The following is a 22,437-nucleotide window of genomic DNA, read 5'->3' on the forward strand; positions in this document are numbered from 1 at the left end:
GGAAAAAGTCTCATCACAGAGGCTTTTTTTTTGGTTCAAATACATATTTAAAACAATAAAGAAATACAATAAATCATGAGTTTCATAAACAGTATTATTAAAGTCTTTGTAGGTGATAAATCACAGAAAGATGTCAAAGCTTTACAACCTTACTTAAACAAAATTAAAACATTCGAAACTACCTTAATGAGTCTATCTAATGACGAATTAAGAGGGAGAACCGTATATTTTAAAGATAGAATAAAAGAAGCTAGAGCAGAAAAAGATGCTAAAATTGCTGCACTTAAAGCGGAAGTAGAAAACATCGAAGACATCGACAAAAGAGAAGATATTTATGATGCAATAGATGCTCTTGAAAAAGAAGCCTATGAAATCTCTGAGAAAACTTTAATGGAAATTCTTCCGGAAGCTTTTTCTGTTGTTAAAGAAACGGCTCGTCGTTTTAAAGATAATTCACATATTGAAGTTACTGCAACTCCAAGAGACCGCGAATTTTCAGCAACAAAACCATACATTACCATAGATGGTGAAAAAGCAATTTGGGCTAACAAATGGAATGCAGCTGGAAAAGATATCACTTGGGACATGATTCACTATGACGTTCAGTTAATTGGTGGTATGGTATTGCACGAAGGTAAAGTTGCCGAAATGCAGACAGGTGAAGGTAAAACTTTGGTTGCTACACTTCCACTTTACTTAAATGCTTTGACAGGAAACGGAGTTCACTTAGTAACGGTGAATGACTACTTAGCAAAACGTGATAGCACATGGAAAGCACCTTTATTCGAATTTCACGGTTTAACTGTTGATTGTATCGATAATCACCAGCCAAGTACAGAAGCTAGAAAAAAAGCTTATGATGCAGATATCACTTACGGAACCAACAATGAATTTGGTTTTGACTACTTAAGAGATAACATGGCACATTCGCCTAGCGATTTAGTGCAGAGAAAACACAATTATGCAATTGTCGACGAGGTCGATTCTGTATTAATTGATGATGCTAGAACACCGCTTATTATTTCAGGACCAGTTCCGCAAGGAGATCGTCATGAATTTAACGAATTGAAACCAAAAATCGAGAACTTAGTTGCACAACAACGTCAGTTAGCAAATGGTTTCTTAGCAGAAGCTAAAAAATTAATCAGAGAAGGAAATACTAAAGAAGGTGGTTTCTTATTATTAAGAGCTTACAGAAGTTTACCTAAAAATAAAGCATTAATTAAATTTTTGAGTGAAGAAGGAATTAAACAATTACTTCAAAAAACTGAAAATCAATATATGCAGGACAACAATCGCGAAATGCACAAAGTTGACGAAGCTTTGTATTTTGTGATTGAAGAAAAAAACAATCAAGTTGAATTAACAGATAATGGTATTAAATACCTTTCTGGAGATACTGATGCAGATTTCTTCGTTTTACCAGACATCGGAACAGAAATTGCTGCTATTGAAAAACAAAAACTTGATAAAGATTCTGAAGCTGAAGCTAAAGAAAGATTATTCCAAGATTTTGGTGTAAAAAGCGAGCGTATTCATACTCTTACTCAGCTTTTAAAAGCATACGCTTTATTTGAAAAAGATGTAGAATACGTTATCATGGACAACAAAATTATGATTGTCGATGAGCAGACAGGTCGTATCATGGATGGACGTCGTTATTCTGACGGTTTACACCAAGCGATCGAAGCTAAAGAAAATGTAAAAATCGAAGCTGCTACACAAACTTTTGCTACCGTTACATTACAGAATTATTTCAGAATGTACAGCAAATTAGGTGGTATGACGGGTACAGCAGTTACAGAAGCTGGCGAGTTATGGCAGATTTATAAATTGGATGTTGTTGAAATCCCAACCAACCGTCCGATTGCTAGACATGACAAAGAAGATTATATCTACAAAACAACACGTGAGAAATTCAACGCTGTTATTGAAGACGTTACTGAATTATCAAACGCTGGAAGACCAGTTTTGATTGGAACAACTTCTGTAGAGATTTCAGAATTATTAAGCCGAATGCTGAAAATGAGAGGCGTTACTCATAACGTTTTGAATGCTAAAATGCACAAACAAGAGGCACAAATCGTTGAAGAAGCAGGTAAAGCCGGAGTTGTAACTATTGCAACAAACATGGCTGGTCGTGGTACCGATATTAAATTATCTCCAGAAGTAAAAGCTGCCGGAGGTTTAGCAATCGTGGGTACAGAGCGTCATGATTCTCGTCGTGTAGACAGACAGTTACGTGGTCGTGCAGGACGTCAGGGAGATCCAGGAAGTTCTCAATTTTATGTTTCTCTAGAAGATAACTTAATGCGTTTATTCGGTTCTGAAAGAGTTGCTAAAGTAATGGACAGAATGGGACTTAAAGAAGGTGAAGTTATTCAGCATTCTATGATGACCAAATCTATCGAACGTGCTCAGAAAAAAGTAGAAGAAAACAACTTTGGTGTTCGTAAACGTTTATTGGAATATGATGACGTTATGAACTCACAGCGTGAAGTAGTTTACAAACGTCGTCGCCACGCTTTATTTGGAGAGCGTTTGAAACTGGATATCGCTAATATGCTTTATGACACTTGCGAATTAATCGTAAGTAATAATAAAGTGGCAAATGATTTCAAAGGATTTGATTTTGATTTAATTCGTTATTTCGGAATTACATCTCCAATTTCAGAAGCAGATTTCTTGAAATCATCTGATATTGAAATCACTGGAAAAGTTTACAAAGAAGCTTTAGCATTCTACACAGAAAAAACTGAAAGAAGCGCTAGAGAAGCTTTCCCAATCATTAAAGGTGTTTATGAAGAACCAAACAATCATTTCGAAAGAATTGTAGTTCCTTTTACAGACGGAATCAAAACTTTGAATGTGGTTACTGACTTGAAAAAAGCGTACGACAGTGAAGGTGCTCAATTAATTGCTGATTTCGAGAAAAACATCACACTTTCTATCGTTGATGAAGCTTGGAAAAAACACTTACGCAAAATGGACGAGTTGAAACAATCTGTTCAATTGGCTGTTCACGAACAAAAAGATCCATTGCTTATTTATAAATTAGAAGCTTTTAACTTGTTTAGATCAATGTTAGACAACGTTAATAAAGAAGTTATTTCATTCTTATTCAAAGGTGATTTACCTGCTCAAAACGCTCCTGAAATTCATGAAGCAAGAGAAATTCGTCAAAAAGAAAATTTACAATTAACTAAAGACGAAATTCCAAACAGCGAAAATATTAATCGCGAAGCTGGAGAAACACAACAACGTCAAGTTACTGAAACTATCGTGAGAGATATGCCAAAAATCAATCGTAACGATACTGTAACAGTTCAAGAAGTTGCAACTGGTAAAACAGAAACAATGAAATTCAAAAAAGCAGAAAGTCTTTTAGCTGCTGGAACTTGGGTTATTGTAAATGAATAAATTCTAAGTATTCAGTCGCAGTTTACAGTCTCAGTACTGTTTACAGTTTACACTGATACTTCAAATTCCATAAAAAAACCGACAGCGAAAACTGTCGGTTTTTTATTTTTTAAGCGTTTATATTTTAAATTAAACATCTCAAAACTGAAGACTGAAACTGTAAACTGCGACTTTTTTATCTCGGATTTTCCAGATAATAACGCGCTTCAATTCGTTTAATATCTTTAATAGAATTTTTAGCCCAATCCAGACGTTTTACTAAAATTTCTTCTTCGGTCAATTTCCAATCAATATCTGATCTTCTTAATCTATTCGTCAAATTTTGAATGACAATAGCTGCCGAAACTGAAATATTTAAACTTTCCGTAAAACCAACCATTGGTATTTTTAAGAAACCATCGGCATTGTCCATTATTTCTTTTGACAGACCTTCTTTTTCTGTTCCAAAAAATAAAGCACTTGGTTTTGTAATATCAAAATCTTCCAGCATGCAGTCGTTTTCGTGAGGTGTAGTAGCAATGATCTGGTAACCTTTGCTTTTTAAATCAGAAAGACATCCTGAAACCGAATCAAACCGATTGATATCTACCCATTTTTGAGCGCCCAAAGCAATTTCTTTATCAATTCTTTTTCCGAAACGCTGTTCAATTACGTTCAATTCCTGAATTCCAAAAACTTCGCAGCTTCGCATTACTGCACTTGTATTATGCATCTGGAAAACATCTTCTACCGCAACTGTAAAATGCTTCGTACGGTTTTCTAAAACTTTCAAAAAATTGCTTTTTCTATTATCCGTTAAGATATTTTCTAGAAATGCGAGGTAATCTAAATCAATCATTATTAATATTTTTATTTTCCAATATATTGCGAATTACTTCATATAAAACAAAAGTATTCCAATCTTCTTTATAGGAATAACCACGATTAAAATCTAATGGATTTTCTCGTGAGTAAATAGAAACATACGTAGTATATTTTCTAATTCCTATATCTTTCCAATTAATTAGTTTCTTTTCTTGCTTCAAAAGTTTTGAAATTGTAATTAGTACACCGTCTGAATTAATATCAACATCTCCAATAGTAAACGACTCACCCACTTCAAAAGCTTTAATAAATAAAATTACTTTTTGCTTAAAATATAAATCCCAAACAGTATTAATTATTTCAGCATAGATCTTAGTGTATTCACTTTTTTTAATTCCAAAGTAACTTTTAAAATTAATCTTCAATACTTCATCATTGAAATTTTTGATAAAAATCTGAAAATCACGACCGAAAACAATATCATATTGATACAAGGTTACACCATAACGAAACTCTTTTATTTCATCTGTTTTGAAAGATGTGATTCCACTTCCAACTAAATCTTTGTTTTCAAAGCTAATAAAATCAGGATGAAGATGTAAATCTCTTTTATAATTATCTAAAAAACTTCTTTGAATTTTAATCTTAAGTTCCGTTTTCAAATGTTTTGAATTTAATAGCGCGCTAAAATAACCATTTCATTTGAAAAATTTCTCATTTGATTATCTTTGAATGAGAATCAAAAAATCTCCTTAAAAATGAAAAAGAAACTTGTAGTCTTAACAGGAGCTGGAATCAGCGCAGAAAGCGGCATTAAAACATTTCGTGACAGTGACGGTTTGTGGGAAGGACATGACGTAATGGAAGTTGCAACTCCTGAAGGCTGGTATAAAAATCAGGAATTAGTTTTAGATTTTTACAATAAACGCCGTCAGCAGTTAAAAGAAGTGAATCCAAATTTAGGCCATATTATTCTGGCTGAATTGGAAAAAGATTTTGATGTTTATATTATCACTCAAAATGTTGACGATTTACATGAACGTGCTGGAAGTACAAAAGTGCTTCATTTACATGGCGAATTGCTAAAAGTGAGAAGTATTCAAAATAAAAATCTAATTCTAGATTGGACTGAAGATTTAAAAACAGGAGATTTTGATGCAAACGGACATCAGCTCAGACCTCATATTGTTTGGTTTGGCGAAGAAGTTCCTGCTCTCGAAGAAGCTATTGATATAACTGAAACCGCAGATTATTTTGCTGTAATTGGAACTTCCCTTCAGGTTTATCCTGCTGCGGGCTTAATTTCGTATGTTCCAAGTACAACTCCAGTTTTTTATATTGATCCAAAGCCAATTTCAATTCCGAATATTCGCAACAAAGTTGAAACGATTGCCAAATTTGCTTCAGAAGGAGTTGCAGATTTAAGAGAGCGATTAAAATCAATTTAAACACATAATTTATTGACACAAATTTCACTAATTGACATGAATCTTTTGCATTATCTATCAAGCAGCCAAAAAATCCGTGGTAATTCGTGAAATTTGTGTTATGTTCTCTTTTCTCCCTTTTTAAATTTATTCAATTGACTTTCTGATTACTTTAAATCCGCAAATTCTGTTTATATTTGCACCTTTCGAAAAACAACATAACAATGACTACTCTAAACGAACTGAATGCTATATCGCCAATTGACGGAAGATATAGAAATAAAACCCAAAATTTAGCCCCTTTTTTCTCTGAAGAAGCTTTAATAAAATATCGTGTATTAGTTGAAGTAGAATACTTCATTGCTTTATGCGAAATTCCTTTACCACAATTAAAAGGTATTGATTCAGGTTTATTTGACAGCTTAAGAAATATCTACAAAAACTTTTCTACAGAAGATGCACTTTGGATTAAGGAAACAGAGAAAGTAACCAACCACGATGTAAAAGCAGTTGAGTACTTCATAAAAGATGCTTTTGAAAAATTAGGTTTATCTCAACACAAAGAGTTCATTCACTTCGGATTAACATCTCAAGATATTAATAATACTGCTATTCCGCTTTCTACAAAAGAAGCGTTTGAGCAGGTTTATATGCCAACTTTAATTGCCGTAATTTCTAAATTAAAGGAATTAAGCGTTGAATGGAAGGACATTCCGATGCTGGCACGCACGCACGGACAACCTGCCTCTCCTACCCGTTTAGGAAAAGAACTTTTGGTTTTTGTAGAACGTTTAGAAGAGCAGATGCGTTTGTTATTCAATATTCCGTTTGCAGCTAAATTTGGCGGTGCGACAGGAAATTTCAATGCACATCATGTGGCTTACCCGCAGATTGACTGGAAACAATTTGGAAATAAATTTGTTGAGACTAATCTTGGTTTACAGCATTCTTTTCCAACTACTCAAATTGAACATTACGATCATTTCGCTGCTTTCTTTGATGCTTTAAAAAGAATCAACACAATTATCATCGATTTAGACCGCGATATTTGGACGTATGTTTCGATGGATTATTTCAAACAAAAAATCAAAGCTGGAGAAATTGGTTCTTCTGCAATGCCGCACAAAGTAAATCCGATTGATTTTGAAAATTCTGAAGGGAATTTAGGAATTGCAAATGCTATTTTTGAACATTTATCTGCAAAATTACCGATTTCAAGATTACAGCGTGATTTAACTGATAGTACAGTTTTACGCAATGTTGGAGTTCCTTTTGGACATACAATTATCGCTTTTGAAGCTACTTTGAAAGGTTTAAATAAATTACTTTTAAATGGAGGTAAATTTGCTGAAGATTTAGAAAAAAACTGGGCAGTAGTTGCTGAGGCAATTCAGACAATTTTACGCCGCGAAGCTTACCCAAATCCGTATGAAGCTCTTAAAGGTTTGACTAGAACAAATGAAGCTATTGACAAAAATGCAATTCATAATTTTATTGCTAATTTGGAAGTTTCTGATGCGGTTAGGGCTGAATTAATGCAGATAACACCTAGTAATTACACAGGAATCTAAAGAAAATTCAAAATATTTTACCAAAAAAAGCTATCTTTATCGAGATAGCTTTTTTTATTTAAATCAGAGTTTAGCCCAGATTGAAATGAAAAGCCTTTAACTGTGAAAAAAGCCATATTTTTTTTGCAGGTACAGAGCGACCAACGGAAGCTCCTGTAACTGTTAAAAAAATAGGCATTTTTGAACAAAAGCTTGTAATGAAAAGCTGGATCAGCTCCTTAAAAAAATACCACATTTTAATATGATTGCATTAAATGCCGCGGCCGAAAGTACACATCACCTACAACCTTTAATTAGTGATTTAGGATTAATCCTTATGACTGCTGGAATTGCCGTTTTATTATTTAAAAAAATGAAACAACCTCTAGTTTTAGGATACCTGATTGCAGGATTTTTAGCTGGAAACCATTTTGATTTTTTCCCTTCAATAACCGATATGAAGAGTGTCGAAGTATGGGCAGAAATCGGGGTTATATTTTTACTTTTTAGTTTAGGACTTGAGTTTAGTTTTAAGAAACTAATGAAAGTTGGCGGAACATCTTCTATCACCGCTATAACCCAGATTATGTTTATGACGCTGATTGGTTACTGTGTTGGCCAGTGGATGGGCTGGGGAAAAATGGACAGTATTTTTCTAGGTGCAACACTTTCGATTTCGTCTACAACTATTATTATCAGGGCTTTTGATGAATTGGGAGTAAAAGGTAAAAAGTTCGTCGGCATTGTATTTGGAGCTTTAATCGTGGAAGATATTGTAGCTATTTTAATGCTTGTTTTATTATCAACCATTGCGGTAAGCGACCAAGTTTCGGGAGGTGAATTATTACAATCGGTTTTAAAATTGATTTTCTTTTTAATTATATGGTTTTTAGGCGGAATTTTTATTATTCCAACTATCTTTAAAAAAGCCAAACATCTTATGACAGACGAAATGCTCTTGATAATTTCATTGGCACTTTGTTTAATGATGGTTATTTTTGCTGCAAATGTTGGTTTTTCTCCAGCTTTAGGCGCATTTATCATGGGTTCTATTATTGCTGAAACTACAATGGCAGAAAAAATCGAACATTTAATTCAGCCTGTAAAAGATTTATTTGGCGCGGTTTTCTTTGTATCCGTAGGAATGTTGATTAATCCGGGAACTTTAGTGACTTATGCACTTCCTGTGGCTTTAATTACACTGATAACTATTTTCGGAAAAGCATTTAGTTCATCTATTGGAGCGTTAATTTCTGGTCAGCCTCTTAAACAATCTGTTCAAACGGGAATGAGTCTGGCGCAAATTGGAGAGTTTTCATTTATTATTGCCACGCTAGGTATGACTTTGAAAGTAACAAGCGATTTCTTGTACCCAATTATTGTGGCAGTATCGGCAGTTACAACTTTTACAACTCCATTCTTAATCAAATATTCTGAAACATTTGCTCAATTTTTAGAATCAAAAATGCCAAAAAAATGGGTTAAAAACATCAACCGCTACAGTGTAAATGCGCAGGCAATTAAGTCGGTCAGTACTTGGCAGATTGTATTGCGGTCTTCAATCACTCAAATTATTCTTCATACTATAATTATTGCGGCTATTATTTTATTGTCATCTCGATTTGTAGCGCCGTTAGTAGCCGATACTAGATTCGGAAATACTTTAGCTGCCTTACTAACATTGGTGATAATTGCGCCGTTTTTATGGGCTCTCTCGCTTCGACGCGTTAAAGTAGAAGAAGTAGAAATACTTTGGGAAGAACGAAAATATCGTGGAGCCCTTTTAATGCTGATTTTAATTAGAATGAGCCTTGGATTATTTTTTGTTGGATTTTTATTGAATATTTTCTTCTCTCCTTTAGTAGCATTTGTTGCGCTGATTATCGCTATTGCTGCCTATCAAATTTTCCCTAAAAAACTGAACGAACAATACCATAGAATTGAAAATCACTTTTTGAAAAATCTTAATGACCGCGAAAACAAAAAAATCGACAGAAGATATGCCAATTTAATGCCGTGGGACGGTCACATGTCTTTTTTTGAAATTAAAAAAGAATCTAATTTAGTTGGTAAAACGTTACAGGAATTAAAAATTAGGGAACAATTAGGAATTAATATAGCCTATATCAAAAGAGGCGAAGTTACTATACCAATTCCAACAAAAAATGAACGCCTATTTCCTGGAGATGAAATCTGCGTAATTGGAACAGATGCTCAAATTGTTGAATTCACTAAATTTTTAACTCAGAATGAAACTGAGGCACCTGGAAAAGTGGAAGAAACTAATATTGTACTACGTCAGCTCGAAGTTTCTCAGGAAGAATTCATTCAAAAAAGCATCGGGCAATTTAGAGCAAAAACCGACGGGATGGTTGTGGGAATCGAACGAAACGGAAATCGTATCCTAAATCCAGAATCTAGTTTAATCTTAGAGAAAAACGATATTCTCTGGGTCGTTGGTGACAAAAAAAGAATGACTGATTTATTAGCGGTGAAATAGTTTTTTTTTTTAGGTTCAAAGAGGCAGAGATACAAAGGATCAAAGGTTTTTCAAGAGGAATAGTTAAGATATAATTCTGTTAGGACTAAAAAAAAACGATATTTTCAAAAATTGAAAATATCGTTTTTTTTGTAACCTTTGTGCCTTTGAACCTCTGCCACTTTGAACCTCAAAAATTACTTATTCGGCTGTGGTGTCAAACGCAGATAAGGTTTAATTGGTGTATGTCCTTTTGGGAATTTCGCTGGAATGTCGCTGTCTGGAATTGCAGGTGCAATTACTACATCTTCTCCATCTTTCCAGTTTGCAGGAGTTGCAACGCTGTAGTTTGCTGTCAATTGTAAGCTATCAATTACACGAAGTAATTCATCAAAATTTCTTCCTGTAGAAGCTGGATACGTTAAAGTCAATTTGATTTTTTTATCTGGACCGATAACAAAAACAGAACGTACTGTAAATTTATCGCTCGCATTTGGATGAAGCATATCGTATAAATTAGCTACTTTTTTATCTTCATCGGCAATGATAGGGAAATTAACTTCTGTATTTTGAGTCTCGTTGATATCTTTAATCCACTCTTTGTGCGACTCCAAACCATCTACACTCAAAGCAATAACTTTCGTATTTCTTTTAGTAAATTCAGGAACATAATTCGCTACAGTTCCTAATTCAGTTGTACAAACAGGAGTAAAATCTGCTGGATGCGAAAATAATACACCCCAAGAATCTCCCAGCCATTCATGAAAATTAATTGGTCCCTGTGTGGTTTCTGCATGGAAATCTGGAGCTATATCGCCTAATCTTAATGTTGACATAATTTAATTTTTTTAGTTCCTCTAAAATTAACTAAAAAATACATTGAGAAAACAACATAGAATTAAAAAAAAGTTAAAATTCTACTTCCTCGATATAATTACTATTTTAAGCTAAATAAAACTTAAAACGAAGTACCAAACAGCAAGAGTTACAAATGAAATTGGAATTCCGAAACCGATCATCATACTGCTTAATTTGGGCTTTAAACCATAAGTTGAAGCTAAAATAGCACCCGTAATCATTGGAGCCATAGCAGTTTCTATTAAGGTGATTTTTATAACTTCAGAGCGTTGATTAAAAATAAAAACATATAGTACAAAGATTATGAAAGGAACTAAAATTAACTTAAAAAAAAGTCCTAGTCTCAAGAATTTCCAATGCTGGCTTTTTCGATCAAAAGTTAATTGGAGACCAACAGAAAGCAAAGCTAAAGGCGTTACTAAACTGCCTATTTTCAATAACAGTGATTGAATATTTTCATTTAAATCAAATTGGAAAATGTTCATCAAACATGATATAACAAACATGATAAAAGGCGGAAACAGAATTATTTTTTTCAAAATTCCCAAAGCGTTTGGGCTTCCTTTAGAATAAAAAGCTGCTGTAAACACACCAAGAGTCGATACAACGACAAAAGTTCCAGGCTGATCGACCAACACTGCCGTTTCTAATCCTTTTTTTCCAAATAAAGCTTCAATAATTGGATAACCAAGAAAAGAGCTATTACTCAATCCAGCAGTTAAAATCAAACACCCAATTAATTTATTAGACCAGCCATTTCTTCTTCCTAAAAAATGAAAAAACACAAAGGCTAATAAATAAGTAATCCACCCTGCTCCTATTGGAAACAAAAGTTCACTGCTCCATTTTATTTTCGGAATGTGATATAAGGTGATCGCAGGGAGACAGAAATAAATAACAATTTTATTAAGTGTCTTATAGATATGAGTAGGAAATTGTTTTACGTGTTGTAAAACTAAACCTAGCGAAAGAAAAAGAAATATTAATATAAAGTTGTTCATATCAGGGCTTACGCACAAAAATAGGAATTTATAAATTGCGATGCTGAACAAATTATAGCACTTCATTAAGTTTTTTGTTACTTTTAATATTAAAAAAAGTAATGCAGCAAATACGAGACAATTTGGAACGAATGGTAAAACTTTCTGATGAAGACTGGAATATCTTTTCGTCAAAACTTATCCGTCAGGAATTTTCAAAGAAAACGGCAATTCTCCATATTGGCCACGTTGAAAGTTACCTTTCCTTTATAGAAAAAGGAATCGTTAGATATTACATTCCTTCAGAAAATAAAGATCTTACTTTTACTTTTGTATTTGATGGCGAATTTACAAGCGGTTACGACTCCTTTATTACCCGATTACCCGTAAATTATACTATTGAAACTCTTGCAGATACTATATTATGGCGTCTCTCTTATAATGATCTTCAGTATATTTATGCCAAAACCGAAATCGGTAATACTATCGGCCGTTTGGCAAGCGAAGTATTATTTCTTAAAAAATCAAAAAGAGAATTGTCGTTACTAAATGATTCTGCAGAACAGCGATACCTTAATTTATTTACTGAGCAACCTCAATTAATTCAAAAAATACCTCAAAAATACCTTGCTTCTTATATCGGTATTACTCCACAAGCTTTAAGCCGAATTAGAAAGCGCATTTCTTAACCCAGGTTCATTGTTTTAGGTTTCTTTACTGTGCAATTTTGTATAATAAAAACAAAAAGATATGGAAACCTTAATTGTATTATTTGGTGCTTTTACTGCAACTCTACTTATTATCTGGCTTACAACCAAACGACTTGAACTATCATTCTCAGGAAGGGTTGCCATGGCAATTATGCTAGTATTTACAGCTATAGGTCATTTTGCCTTTACGAAAGGAATGGCAATGATGATTTCTTTTTTACCTTGGGCAAACGCCATTGTACTGGCTACAGGAATTATAGAATTAGTCGCTGCAATTGGACTCTTATTGCCAAGTACCAAATTCCTTACCGGAAATTTACTTATTTTATTTTTTATACTGCTACTTCCGGCTAACATTTATGCGGCTAGTAATAATATCAATTTACAAACTGCAGACCATACAGGCAAAGGCCTTTCCTATTTATGGCTTAGAATACCAATGCAACTTCTTTTTATACTTTGGGTATATTTTTCTTCTATTAGGAATAATCAAAAATCAAAATAGTCAATCAGGAAAATGCGCATCATTCAATTTAATGATGTGCATCTTTTTTGTTTTTAACTGGTTAAGTGACTTTTAAGTACCAAAAATTAATTTTTAGTTAAAACTTTTTTTATTTCAAAAAAGCCACTTATATTTGTAACATATTTTATTACAGTATGATTTCAGGTAAATTTGCCATAACGATTCACATTCTTACTTTGCTCCATAAATTCCCAAATGATTTTTTGTCATCTGAGTTTATTGCAGGAAGTATTAATTTAAATCCTGTTTTGGTTCGAAAAGAAATTGCCAACCTAAAAGCTCATCATGTTGTAGAAAGCAAAGAAGGAAAAAATGGCGGAACAAAATTGGCGGTTAATGCTGCTGAACTGACTTTAAAACAAATATTCGAAATGACCTTTGAGACTATTGGTTTAGGTTTTGCTAAAAATCAGCCGAATCCTGATTGTCCTGTTGGAAAAAACATCAATCAGCATCTGGAAGCTTTATACAGCGAAATGAACCAAAAAGTTAGCACACAGCTGGAAGGTATTTCATTGGAAGATTTTTCGAATCAATTTTAAAAACTATTTTTTTAACCAAAACTGTAACATTTTTTATTACTAAATAAATTTATATATTATGAAAATCGCACTTATCGGAGCAACAGGATTTGTTGGCTCAGCAATCTTAAACGAATTAGCAGATAGAAAACATGAAATTACTGCAATTGCAAGAACTCCAAAAGATACTGCAAACGCAACTTGGGTTGCTGCAGATATTTTTAATATAGATGCATTGGCAGAAATTTTAAAAGGCCACGATACAATTATTAACGCATATAATCCAGGTTGGACAAACCCAAACATCTATGATGACTTTTTAGCAGGTTCTAAAGCTATTCAGGAAGCAGTTAAAAAATCAGGAGTTAAACGTTTCATTACTATTGGCGGAGGCGGAAGTTTGTTTGTCGCTCCAGGTTTACAAGCAGTTGATACTCCAGATTTTCCAAAAGAATTTTATGCAGGAGCTACGGCTGCAAGAGATTATTTAAATGTAATTAAGGAAGAAAAAGATTTAGACTGGGCATTCTTCAGTCCTGCTTTTGAAATGCATGGCGGAATTACAACAGGAAGAACAGGAAAATATCGTTTAGGATTAGAAAATCCAGTATTTAACGACGAGCAAAGAAGTATTTTATCTGTAGAAGATTTAGCAGTTGTTATTGCTGATGAAGCAGAAAATCCAAAACACCATCAAGTTAGATTTACGGCTGGATATTAATTTTTTTTTTCAGCCACGAATTACACGAATTTTCACGAATTGTTTTTTTAATGCAACGGTTTAAACATAACAAATTAGTGATAATTCGTGCAATTCGTGGCAAACTAACTTTTTGAAACTGTTTTTGTTTTCTGTACTTTTACAATATTAAAAAAGTATTTTGTCAAGTTTAAAGAAACAGTCGAACAGCATTACTGAAAAAGCTGGAATTTCACCTCCTGAAATCACCAATGTTTCGGCTATCAATCAAATTAAAAGCAAACGCAGACAACAGCCTTCTTCTGAGGAATTAATTAAAGGAATTTTAGATGGTAGCAGAACTTCTTTAAGCCGTGCTATAACTTTAATCGAAAGTACAAATCCAGATCATTTTGAAAAAGCCAGTGCAGTTGTTCAAGGCTGCTTACAACATGCGAATAAATCTATCCGAATAGGAATTACAGGTGTTCCCGGCGTTGGAAAAAGTACTTTTATTGAAGCTTTCGGAAAACAACTTACTGAGTTAGGAAAAAAAGTAGCCGTATTAGCAGTCGACCCAAGCAGTTCGCTTTCACACGGCAGTATTTTAGGAGATAAAACCCGAATGGAAGAATTGGTTAAAGATGAAAATGCTTTTATAAGACCAAGCGCTTCTGGGGAAACTTTAGGCGGTGTCGCGCGTAAAACGAGAGAAACAATTATTCTTTGCGAAGCTGCAGGTTTTGATACTATTATTATAGAAACTGTTGGTGTTGGCCAAAGCGAAACTGCCGTTCATAGTATGGTTGATTTCTTTTTACTTTTAAAAATTTCTGGTGCCGGCGATGAACTTCAAGGTATCAAACGCGGTATTATGGAAATGGCAGACGCAATTGTCATCAATAAAGCGGATGGAGATAATATAAAAAAAGCAAATCAGGCAAAATTAGAGTTTAGTCGTGCTTTACATTTGTTTCCACCAAAAAAATCAAATTGGCAGCCAAAAGTAACCACTTGCAGTTCACTGACAAAAGATGGCATTCCTGAAGTTTGGAATACTATTTCTGAATATTTTGAATTAACTAAAGAAAGCGGATTTTTCGACGAAAAAAGAAATGACCAAAATCATTTCTGGATGATGGAAACCATCAACGAACAATTAAAACAAAACTTCTATAATCAGCCAGAAATTATTTCACTTTTAGAAGAAAGCAAAAAAGCAGTGCAAAAAAATGAAATTTCACCTTTTGCAGCTGCTTCTGAATTATTGAAATTATATTTTTCTAAAGATTCTAAGTGACTAAGATACTAAGTTGCTAAGATTTTAATTTAGGAAATTGTCTAGTTTTGTCACATTGAGCAAAGTCGGAATGCTCTGCAGTTCTCTGATCAAACTGACAGTATATAAAAAACTTAGAACCTTAGTATCTTAGAATCTTAGCGCCTTAATTTATACTTACTCTCCTTATATAAATTCCCCGCTGTAATAACATGTGCCAAAGCATCTTTTGCCAATTCCTCGTTTAGTTTTACAGGGATTAAAGTGGTGTCATTTTTAATCTCAAACTGCAAAGGTTTTAGATTTGGTTGCATGATTACAACCTGATTTTCTACTCTAAATGCGTTGATGTCATTAAACTGCATAATAGATCTTCCTTGAACTTTTGGATCTAGTTTGCTTAAATTTCTTCCTACCATAGGCGTTTCAAAAGAAAGCCCTAAATAACTTAGCAATGTAGGTGGAATATCAATCTGACTTGCCAGTCTGTCATAAACTGCTCCTTTTGGAACTCCAGGTCCCATAATAAATGCTGGAATATGGAATTTATTTATTGGCACTAAATTCTTTCCATAAGTTCTCGTATTGTGATCTGCAATAACGATGAAAATGGTATTTTTAAAATAATCTTCTTTTTTAGCCATTTCGAAGAATTTCCCAATTGAGAAATCAGCATATTTCATAGCGTTGTTTACCGTCGCTGCTTTTTTATCATAAGGTTTAATTCTTCCCGCTGGATATTCAAAAGGTTCGTGATTTGAAGTCGAGAACATTAATGAGAAAAACGGTTTATCTCCTTTTGATTTAAAATACTGATTGGCTTTGGTTACCAAATCTTCATCAGAATAGCCCCAAGTTCCTTTAAAAGCATATTTGTTTCCATCAGATTCAAAATCTTCCTGATCTACAATATCTTGAAAACCATTTCCGTTGAAAAACGAAGCCATATTGTCAAAATTCGCCATTCCTCCGTAAATAAAACTCGTATCGTAACCTTTTTGTTTTAAAGCCTCGGCAAGTGTAAAAAAGCCTTGCTGTGAGTTTCCAAGTTTTACAACACTTTCAGAAGGCGAAGGTAAAAACCCTGTTACAACGGCTTCTATTCCGCGAACACTTCTAGTTCCTGTGCAGTATAAATTGGTGAATAATGTTCCTTCTTTAGATAATTTATCAAATTCTGGTGTCAAAGGTTTTCCGCCTAAGATTCCAACATATTCTGCGCCTAAACTTTCCTGCAGGAAAATCACCAAATTATAAGGTTTTTTCAAAACAGAATCTGGCTGCTGTACATGCAAAAATGGAATTTCAGCATCAGTAAAATCATTTGGACCGGCAACCATGTATTTTTTTACACGTGCAATCGCTTCGGCTTCATCCATTTTACCATACATCTTTGTGTTTCCTTCATTTTTAATAGAATATGCTGCAAAAGCAACGGTATAAAATGAATTTAAACCTAAAGTATTGGTTAGCTGATCTGTCGAGAAAACAGCATTACTGGCATTTATAGGACGCTTTGAAGTTAAACTTGAACGTGCTCCAAAAAACAACACAAAAGCAAGTAATGGAAAAACCATTAATTTGAATTTATACTCTGTACTTGTGGTGTGAAAATATTTTTTCCCTTTTTTGAAGGCAAAATAAATCACAACTCCTAAAATCAGGAAAGTAACAATTATAGAAGTCAGATAACTTTTTAAAAGCATTCCGACAACTTCTTTTGGGTAAATTAAATAATCTAAGAAGATCTTATTTGGGCGCGTATCGTACTGCTTGACAAAATCTGGAGAAGCTAACTCCACAAATAGAATCAGAAACAGAAATAAGAAACTATAGATTACCAAAAACGTATTGGTAAATTTCAGCCATTTATTTGGCAGAAAAGTAATTAAAACAGCAGGCAGAAAAGACAAATAACAAAGTAAAATCAAATCCATTCGTAAACCGATTGGAAAAATGTACCAGAAATTTGGTGTTTGCTCTACTCTTTCTTTAAAAAGAAAAAATAAAAAGATTCGGCTTAAAGTAGTAATCAATAATCCGATTGCTATAAAATTAAATATAGGCTTTAAAAAACTTAATTTTTTCATTAGATAATTTAGATATTTAGCTAAAGTGTTTTGTACGAAGTAAGGGTGTACTTCCCTACTCTTCGTAACGGTTTACTTCACGATCGTAAAAATCATTTGCTTTTTCGATCAAGCTTTCCATTTCTGCATTCAATTCAGCTTCATCTAGATCTTCTGGTTCTTCTAAAAATTCTACCTCATCATCTTTTAAATTGATAATAAATCTTGGGTAATCAAGGTGAATGATAAAGATATCATCTGGAAAATCAGTATTATCTCCAAGTAAAAATTTAGGTAATTCCATATTTATTTTGTTTTATTAATTGTTTATTTATTTTGCTGTCACTGTTTATGGGCAGTCAAATTTAATTATTTGAAACTGAATTATTATTTAATTTTCTAGTTAAGTAATGAAAGCGAATATACAGAAAAAGCGCTGCGGCTGTCAAACCTGCCAAAAGTCCTAACCAAACTCCCTGTGCTTTTAAGTCGGTATGCTCTCCTAAATAATAAGAAATTGGAAAACCAATAACCCAATATGCAACAAACGTAATATACATTGGGATTTTTACATCCTGCAATCCGCGTAAAGCGCCCAAAACCACAACCTGAATTCCGTCAGAAATTTGAAAAACAGCTGCAATTAAAAGCAATTTTGAAGCGATACTGATTACTTCTTCATTGTCCAAAATCTGTCCTGTGTTTTCCATATTCAAAAAGATATAGGGAAGGTAATTATGAAAAATGATAAAGAATATAGCAAAAACAGTTTCTAAGATAATGGCAAGCAAGAAAATAGACCTCGCTACAACAATTAGTTTTTTATAATCCATTAAACCTCTTTGGTTGCTCACTCGAATCATCGAAGTAACACTTAGTCCCATTGCAAACATAAAAGTCATCGATGCAAGACTTAAAGCAATTTGATTGGCTGCCTGACTCGTTTTTCCGATATTACCGCAAAGCCAGATAGAAGCTGTAAACAAAACCACTTCGAAAAGCATCTGCATAGCCGAAGGAAATCCGATACTGATAATCTTTTTAATGGTTGCTTTTTTAATTTCGTCGAAACTAAAGTTTTTGAAAAATCGTTTTAAATCATTTCTTCGTGAAAGCATGATATGCATGAACATAACTAGAAAGATTCTCGAAATTACGGTACCAAGTGCTGCGCCAATAATTCCCATTTTTGGAAAAATCCAAATTCCGTAAATCAAAACATAATTAATTCCTACGTGAAGAACGTTTGCCATTACCATTGCATACATCGAATATTTAGTCATCGACATTCCGTCTGCAAACTGTTTATATCCTTGATACATTATTAGCGGAATCAACGAAAAAGCTACCCAGCCTAGATATGGTTTTGCTAATACAATTACATCTACAGGCTGTTCCAATAATTCCATAATTGGTTTTGCAAACATAATGACACCAAAAAGAACTAATCCTAAAATAGTACAGAGGAATAAACCGTGGTGAAATGCAGAACGAATTTTGTTGTCATTTTTCTCTGCATCACCCTCTGCAACAATTGGTGTAATTGCTGTCGAAAATCCAATTCCAAGAGACATCGCGATGAAAATCATACTGTTACCTAGAGAAACCGCGGCAAGTTCTGTACTTCCTAATTTACCTACCATAATATTATCGACTATACCAATTAAAGTATGGCCAACCATTCCCAGAATAATAGGGTATGCCAGTCTCAAATTATACGAAAACTCTCTGGTGTACTGCTTTAAATTCACTTGTAATCAATTTTAGTCGGCAAAGATAATCAGAAGCTTCGAATTCTATCCTATTAATAAAAATATAAGCCTTTATTAAGGGTAAAATAAGTATACCATAATATTATATAACGATTTTTAAAAATTATATAACAAGCTCAAAAGTGCTCTATTTTACTTTTACATCATTAATAATTCAAAATTATAAGCCATGAAAAAATTACAGATTATTTGCCTAGCTGCTTTTGCTTTTTTATTCTCTAACACAACTTTCGCTCAAGAAACAGAAGCAACAAATTACGATCAAGGATTTAGATTAGGATTTGGAGTAAATGGAGGACTTCCAACAGATAACGATTACGACTGGGCTCTTGGTGGAGACGTTCGTTTACAATATGACCTTTCTAAAAAAACATCATTAACCTTAACAACAGGATTTACTAATTTATTTAACGGCAAAAAAGATGCCGCTGGAAATGACATAAAAGATCTAGGATTTATTCCGGCTAAAGCAGGTTTTAAAGCCTTTGTTTTAAAAGATCAATTTTATGTACTAGGAGAACTTGGTGCTGGTTTTGCAGTAACAAATGGTTACAACAACACTACTTTTTTATGGTCGCCAGGAATTGGTTACGCTAATAAATATATTGACTTAAGTGTTCGTTACGAAGATTATCATGATTTTAGAACCAACCAAGTAGCATTACGTGTTGCATACGGTTTTAAACTTTAAGAAATAGGTTTAATTTATTATTTTGTTTTTGGTAAAAACCCGACAGCTCGCATAGTCTGTCGGGTTTTTTATTTTATAAAATTTATCCACACAAAAATTAAACCCAACAGGTTTTTAAAACCTGTCGGGTTTGTACGTTAGAAAAATTATCTAATGGACACATTTCCAAATTATCTAATTTTAACTCTTCTCCAAAGTCTTTTTGTACGTATCAAAATTGTCTTTAATTTCTTTAGCTAATTCTGGAACCTGAATATCGGTATATTGCTTCATTTCCTCCCAAATAATTTTAGCCACTATATAACGCGCCATATCTTTATCATCTGCAGGAACTATATACCAAGGCGCATGTTCTTTCGAAGTCTGATTAATTGCTTCTTCGTAATATTGCTGATACTCATCCCAATGTTCGCGTTCTTTAAGGTCGCCTGGCGAAAATTTCCAATTATGCTTTCCTTCTTCCAAACGGCGCAGTAAACGATTCTTTTGTTCTTCTTTACTCAAGTGCAGAAAGAACTTCATAACGATAGTTCCGTTTTCTGCAATATGTTTTTCGAAATTATTGATTTGTTCAATTCTGTTTTTCCAAAATTTCGGTTTAATATCATCAACCGAATTAATTCCTGGTAAATTCTCTGCCAAAATAAATTCTGGATGCACTCTCGTTACCAAAACATTTTCGTAATGCGTTCTGTTAAAAATGGCAAATTTCCCTTTTTCGGGCAAAGCAATGTAATGTCGCCATAAATAATCGTGTTCCAATTCGGTTGAATTTGGTGTTTTAAAACTATGCACCACTACCCCGCGCGGATTAAATTCTTTAAAAACTTCCCGAATCAAACTGTCTTTTCCAGAAGTATCCATTCCTTGCAGACAGATTAAAACCGCATACTTATTGTGCGCATACATAACATCCTGCAAATCACTTAATTTTGCCTGAACTTTATCTAGTTTCTCTTCTTTTTCGTCATCATCCGCATCAACATTTAGTAATGTCGGAAGCTTCTTTAATTTTATTTCATCTGTAACTTTAAAATCTTTTGGGTCTATTGACTTCATATTTTTTCCCGTTTTTATTTATAATAAATATACTACTTTTACGAATTCCGATAACTATCCAATTTGCTATTCATTGGATTATTTTGATTAAAGTTATAAAAATTTAAAATGAAAAAATTAACACATGAAGATATAGAAAACTTTATTACTACTATTGATAAAATAAATAACCCTTTACTTGTTGCAAATAAAATTTCTTATTTTATTTCTGATGCATTGAGAGAAAATACAATAAATCTCTTTGAAGCTTATTTACTTAACTTAGAAGAAATTAAAATTAGGCGTATTGGTTATATTCAATTAAGCTGGAATGTGAATATTCAAATACGTACATGTTTGGCTATAATAAATCAGTTAATTTTAGCCTATTATTTCGGAAATATTGAAACAATTGAAATGCTTAAAAGATGGGGGTTAGAGGCTTTCAATCTAAATAAGGAGAAGAGATCGCATTACATTATGGATGAATACGAACTTTTTTTAAATATTAAGAATTCGGATAACTTACTTAGAGAATTGTTAAAAGTAAGAAACAACTATAATCATTTAAACGATGACCTCGGTCCATATCATATTGAAGTATTTCCATACCATTTTTATAGTCCTGAAAAAATCTTATTAGAAAAAGAAAAATCATATGATTGTAATTTAGGAGAACAGATTGAAAATCTAATTATCTACTTAAATCTTAAAGAGTTTTAGATTTAAAAACTAATTTTAAAATAAATTTATTTTTATCACACAAAAGTTTTCAAAACACATTTTCCATGGAAAAATTCACATTAGAAATATTATTTCAAATCATAGGCATCGGTTCGGCATCAGGTTTATTTTATAATAATGATGCACTTTATGTCATTGGCGACAACAGCGGATTCTTATACGAATACAATATGCAGAATCAGCAATTGAACCAGCATGCGTTAATTGACAATCCGTCGCAAAATATTCCGAAAAACTTAAAACCCGATTTTGAATCGCTAACGCATCATAACGATACACTTTATGTTTTTGGTTCTGGTTCAACCGAAAACCGAAACAGAATGATCGAATTTGATTTGAAATCCAAAACCGTTTTACAAAAAAACAATTTAGTTGATTTGTATGCCGTAATGCAGAATTTCGGTTCAATAAAACCAGAAGATTTCAATTTGGAAGGCGCTATTTTCGATGGCGAAAACTGGTATTTATTCAATCGAGGAAATGGAATTTCTAATAAAAACACCATTTTTACGATTCACGCGAAAAACCTTGGAGAAGAATTTGCTCTAATTTCTGTCAATTACAAACTTCCAAAAATAAAAGGTGTTCGTTCCAGCTTTACCGATGCCGTTTTGGTTGATGATAAAATCTATTTCCTTTCAACAGCAGAAGATACCAAATCAACTTATGATGACGGTGAAATCTTAGGAAGCTTCATTGGCAGAATCGACGTTAAAACGATGAAAATAGATTTCACTCAAAAAATAACCTCAACAAATAAATTTGAAGGTTTAACTTTCTACAAAAAAGAAAACAATAAAATCGAGTTTTTGCTTTGCGAGGATAATGACACCGATCTTTTGGAAACAAAAATATACAAATTGACAATTCCGGCTAAATAACATAGTAAT

At 33.2% G+C, this 22,437-nt stretch carries 20 protein-coding genes; 12 read left to right on the top strand and 8 right to left on the bottom strand.

From position 1 onward, the window contains the following. The first annotated feature begins 75 nt into the window (after window positions 1–75). Complete coding sequence (gene secA, locus QE431_RS17210; RefSeq protein ID WP_057116906.1) at window positions 76–3,420, top strand: preprotein translocase subunit SecA; 3,345 nt, start codon at window positions 76–78, stop codon at window positions 3,418–3,420. Between the two features lie 175 nt (window positions 3,421–3,595). Here the strand turns inward: secA and QE431_RS17215 are convergent, their stop codons facing one another. Beyond that, the gene (locus QE431_RS17215; RefSeq protein WP_281866441.1) at window positions 3,596–4,258 is read right to left on the bottom strand and encodes an RNA methyltransferase; all 663 of its coding nucleotides are present in this window, start codon (window positions 4,256–4,258) and stop codon (window positions 3,596–3,598) included. Next, a complete protein-coding gene (locus QE431_RS17220) occupies window positions 4,251–4,886 on the bottom strand; it encodes a hypothetical protein (protein ID WP_134139738.1) in 636 nt (211 codons plus the stop codon). Before QE431_RS17220 ends, QE431_RS17215 begins: the two co-directional genes overlap by 8 nt. Window positions 4,887–4,982: 96 nt before the next feature. Here QE431_RS17220 and QE431_RS17225 point away from each other — a divergent pair, with 96 nt between their 5' ends. The 3 genes from QE431_RS17225 to QE431_RS17235 all read left to right on the top strand — a co-directional run bounded on the left by QE431_RS17225 (window position 4,983) and on the right by QE431_RS17235 (window position 9,701). Then, the gene (locus QE431_RS17225; RefSeq protein ID WP_307298357.1) at window positions 4,983–5,672 is read left to right on the top strand and encodes an NAD-dependent deacylase; all 690 of its coding nucleotides are present in this window, start codon (window positions 4,983–4,985) and stop codon (window positions 5,670–5,672) included. Between the two features lie 203 nt (window positions 5,673–5,875). Continuing rightward, window positions 5,876–7,222 (top strand): adenylosuccinate lyase, encoded by a 1,347-nt coding sequence (gene purB / locus QE431_RS17230; protein WP_307298359.1) that lies wholly within the window; start codon window positions 5,876–5,878, stop codon window positions 7,220–7,222. Between the two features lie 241 nt (window positions 7,223–7,463). Further along, window positions 7,464–9,701 (top strand): cation:proton antiporter, encoded by a 2,238-nt coding sequence (locus QE431_RS17235; RefSeq protein ID WP_057116910.1) that lies wholly within the window; start codon window positions 7,464–7,466, stop codon window positions 9,699–9,701. Between the two features lie 176 nt (window positions 9,702–9,877). On the opposite strand, the gene QE431_RS17240 is transcribed toward QE431_RS17235, so the two are convergent. After that, window positions 9,878–10,516 carry a peroxiredoxin gene (locus QE431_RS17240; RefSeq protein ID WP_134139734.1) on the bottom strand — a complete coding sequence of 213 codons (639 nt, stop codon included), beginning with the start codon at window positions 10,514–10,516 and terminating at the stop codon, window positions 9,878–9,880. A gap of 111 nt (window positions 10,517–10,627) precedes the next feature. Next, window positions 10,628–11,539: an AEC family transporter gene (locus QE431_RS17245; protein ID WP_307298367.1), complete on the bottom strand. Its 912-nt coding sequence runs from the start codon at window positions 11,537–11,539 to the stop codon at window positions 10,628–10,630. A gap of 101 nt (window positions 11,540–11,640) precedes the next feature. On the opposite strand from QE431_RS17245, the gene QE431_RS17250 reads away from it, so the two are divergent. The 5 genes from QE431_RS17250 (at window position 11,641) to meaB (ending at window position 15,254) form a co-directional block, all read left to right on the top strand. Then, on the top strand, window positions 11,641–12,207 hold the full coding sequence (locus QE431_RS17250) for a Crp/Fnr family transcriptional regulator (protein ID WP_307298370.1): 567 nt from the start codon (window positions 11,641–11,643) through the stop codon (window positions 12,205–12,207). 61 nt (window positions 12,208–12,268) lie between these two features. After that, on the top strand, window positions 12,269–12,733 hold the full coding sequence (locus QE431_RS17255) for a hypothetical protein (protein WP_307298373.1): 465 nt from the start codon (window positions 12,269–12,271) through the stop codon (window positions 12,731–12,733). A gap of 155 nt (window positions 12,734–12,888) precedes the next feature. Next, window positions 12,889–13,296, top strand: coding sequence for an Rrf2 family transcriptional regulator (locus tag QE431_RS17260; RefSeq protein ID WP_248727933.1), 408 nt, complete (start codon window positions 12,889–12,891; stop codon window positions 13,294–13,296). A 58-nt stretch (window positions 13,297–13,354) separates the two neighbouring features. Further along, window positions 13,355–13,996 carry an NAD(P)-dependent oxidoreductase gene (locus tag QE431_RS17265; protein WP_307298376.1) on the top strand — a complete coding sequence of 214 codons (642 nt, stop codon included), beginning with the start codon at window positions 13,355–13,357 and terminating at the stop codon, window positions 13,994–13,996. 160 nt (window positions 13,997–14,156) lie between these two features. Continuing rightward, window positions 14,157–15,254, top strand: a complete 1,098-nt coding sequence (meaB, locus tag QE431_RS17270; protein WP_307298378.1) for a methylmalonyl Co-A mutase-associated GTPase MeaB — start codon at window positions 14,157–14,159, stop codon at window positions 15,252–15,254. 137 nt (window positions 15,255–15,391) lie between these two features. On the opposite strand, the gene QE431_RS17275 is transcribed toward meaB, so the two are convergent. The 3 genes from QE431_RS17275 to QE431_RS17285 form a co-directional block, all read right to left on the bottom strand. Next, complete coding sequence (locus QE431_RS17275) at window positions 15,392–17,323, bottom strand: LTA synthase family protein (protein ID WP_307298380.1); 1,932 nt, start codon at window positions 17,321–17,323, stop codon at window positions 15,392–15,394. 55 nt (window positions 17,324–17,378) lie between these two features. Continuing rightward, on the bottom strand, window positions 17,379–17,606 hold the full coding sequence (locus QE431_RS17280) for a hypothetical protein (protein ID WP_057116919.1): 228 nt from the start codon (window positions 17,604–17,606) through the stop codon (window positions 17,379–17,381). Window positions 17,607–17,667: 61 nt separating this feature from the next. After that, window positions 17,668–19,053 carry an MATE family efflux transporter gene (locus QE431_RS17285; protein ID WP_307298382.1) on the bottom strand — a complete coding sequence of 462 codons (1,386 nt, stop codon included), beginning with the start codon at window positions 19,051–19,053 and terminating at the stop codon, window positions 17,668–17,670. 190 nt (window positions 19,054–19,243) lie between these two features. Between QE431_RS17285 and QE431_RS17290 the strand changes: the two genes are divergently transcribed. Continuing rightward, window positions 19,244–19,765 carry a hypothetical protein gene (locus QE431_RS17290; protein ID WP_134139724.1) on the top strand — a complete coding sequence of 174 codons (522 nt, stop codon included), beginning with the start codon at window positions 19,244–19,246 and terminating at the stop codon, window positions 19,763–19,765. A 180-nt stretch (window positions 19,766–19,945) separates the two neighbouring features. Here QE431_RS17290 and QE431_RS17295 read toward each other — a convergent pair whose 3' ends face one another. Beyond that, the gene (locus QE431_RS17295; RefSeq protein WP_307298385.1) at window positions 19,946–20,824 is read right to left on the bottom strand and encodes a PPK2 family polyphosphate kinase; all 879 of its coding nucleotides are present in this window, start codon (window positions 20,822–20,824) and stop codon (window positions 19,946–19,948) included. A gap of 108 nt (window positions 20,825–20,932) precedes the next feature. Here QE431_RS17295 and QE431_RS17300 point away from each other — a divergent pair, with 108 nt between their 5' ends. Together QE431_RS17300 and QE431_RS17305 are read left to right on the top strand one after the other, a co-directional pair. Continuing rightward, a complete protein-coding gene (locus QE431_RS17300; protein ID WP_057116923.1) occupies window positions 20,933–21,526 on the top strand; it encodes a hypothetical protein in 594 nt (197 codons plus the stop codon). Window positions 21,527–21,591: 65 nt separating this feature from the next. Continuing rightward, window positions 21,592–22,428: a hypothetical protein gene (locus tag QE431_RS17305; protein ID WP_307298390.1), complete on the top strand. Its 837-nt coding sequence runs from the start codon at window positions 21,592–21,594 to the stop codon at window positions 22,426–22,428. Window positions 22,429–22,437: the final 9 nt, after the last annotated feature.

This window comes from Flavobacterium sp. SORGH_AS_0622 (genome assembly GCF_030818825.1).
Lineage (GTDB): Bacteria > Bacteroidota > Bacteroidia > Flavobacteriales > Flavobacteriaceae > Flavobacterium.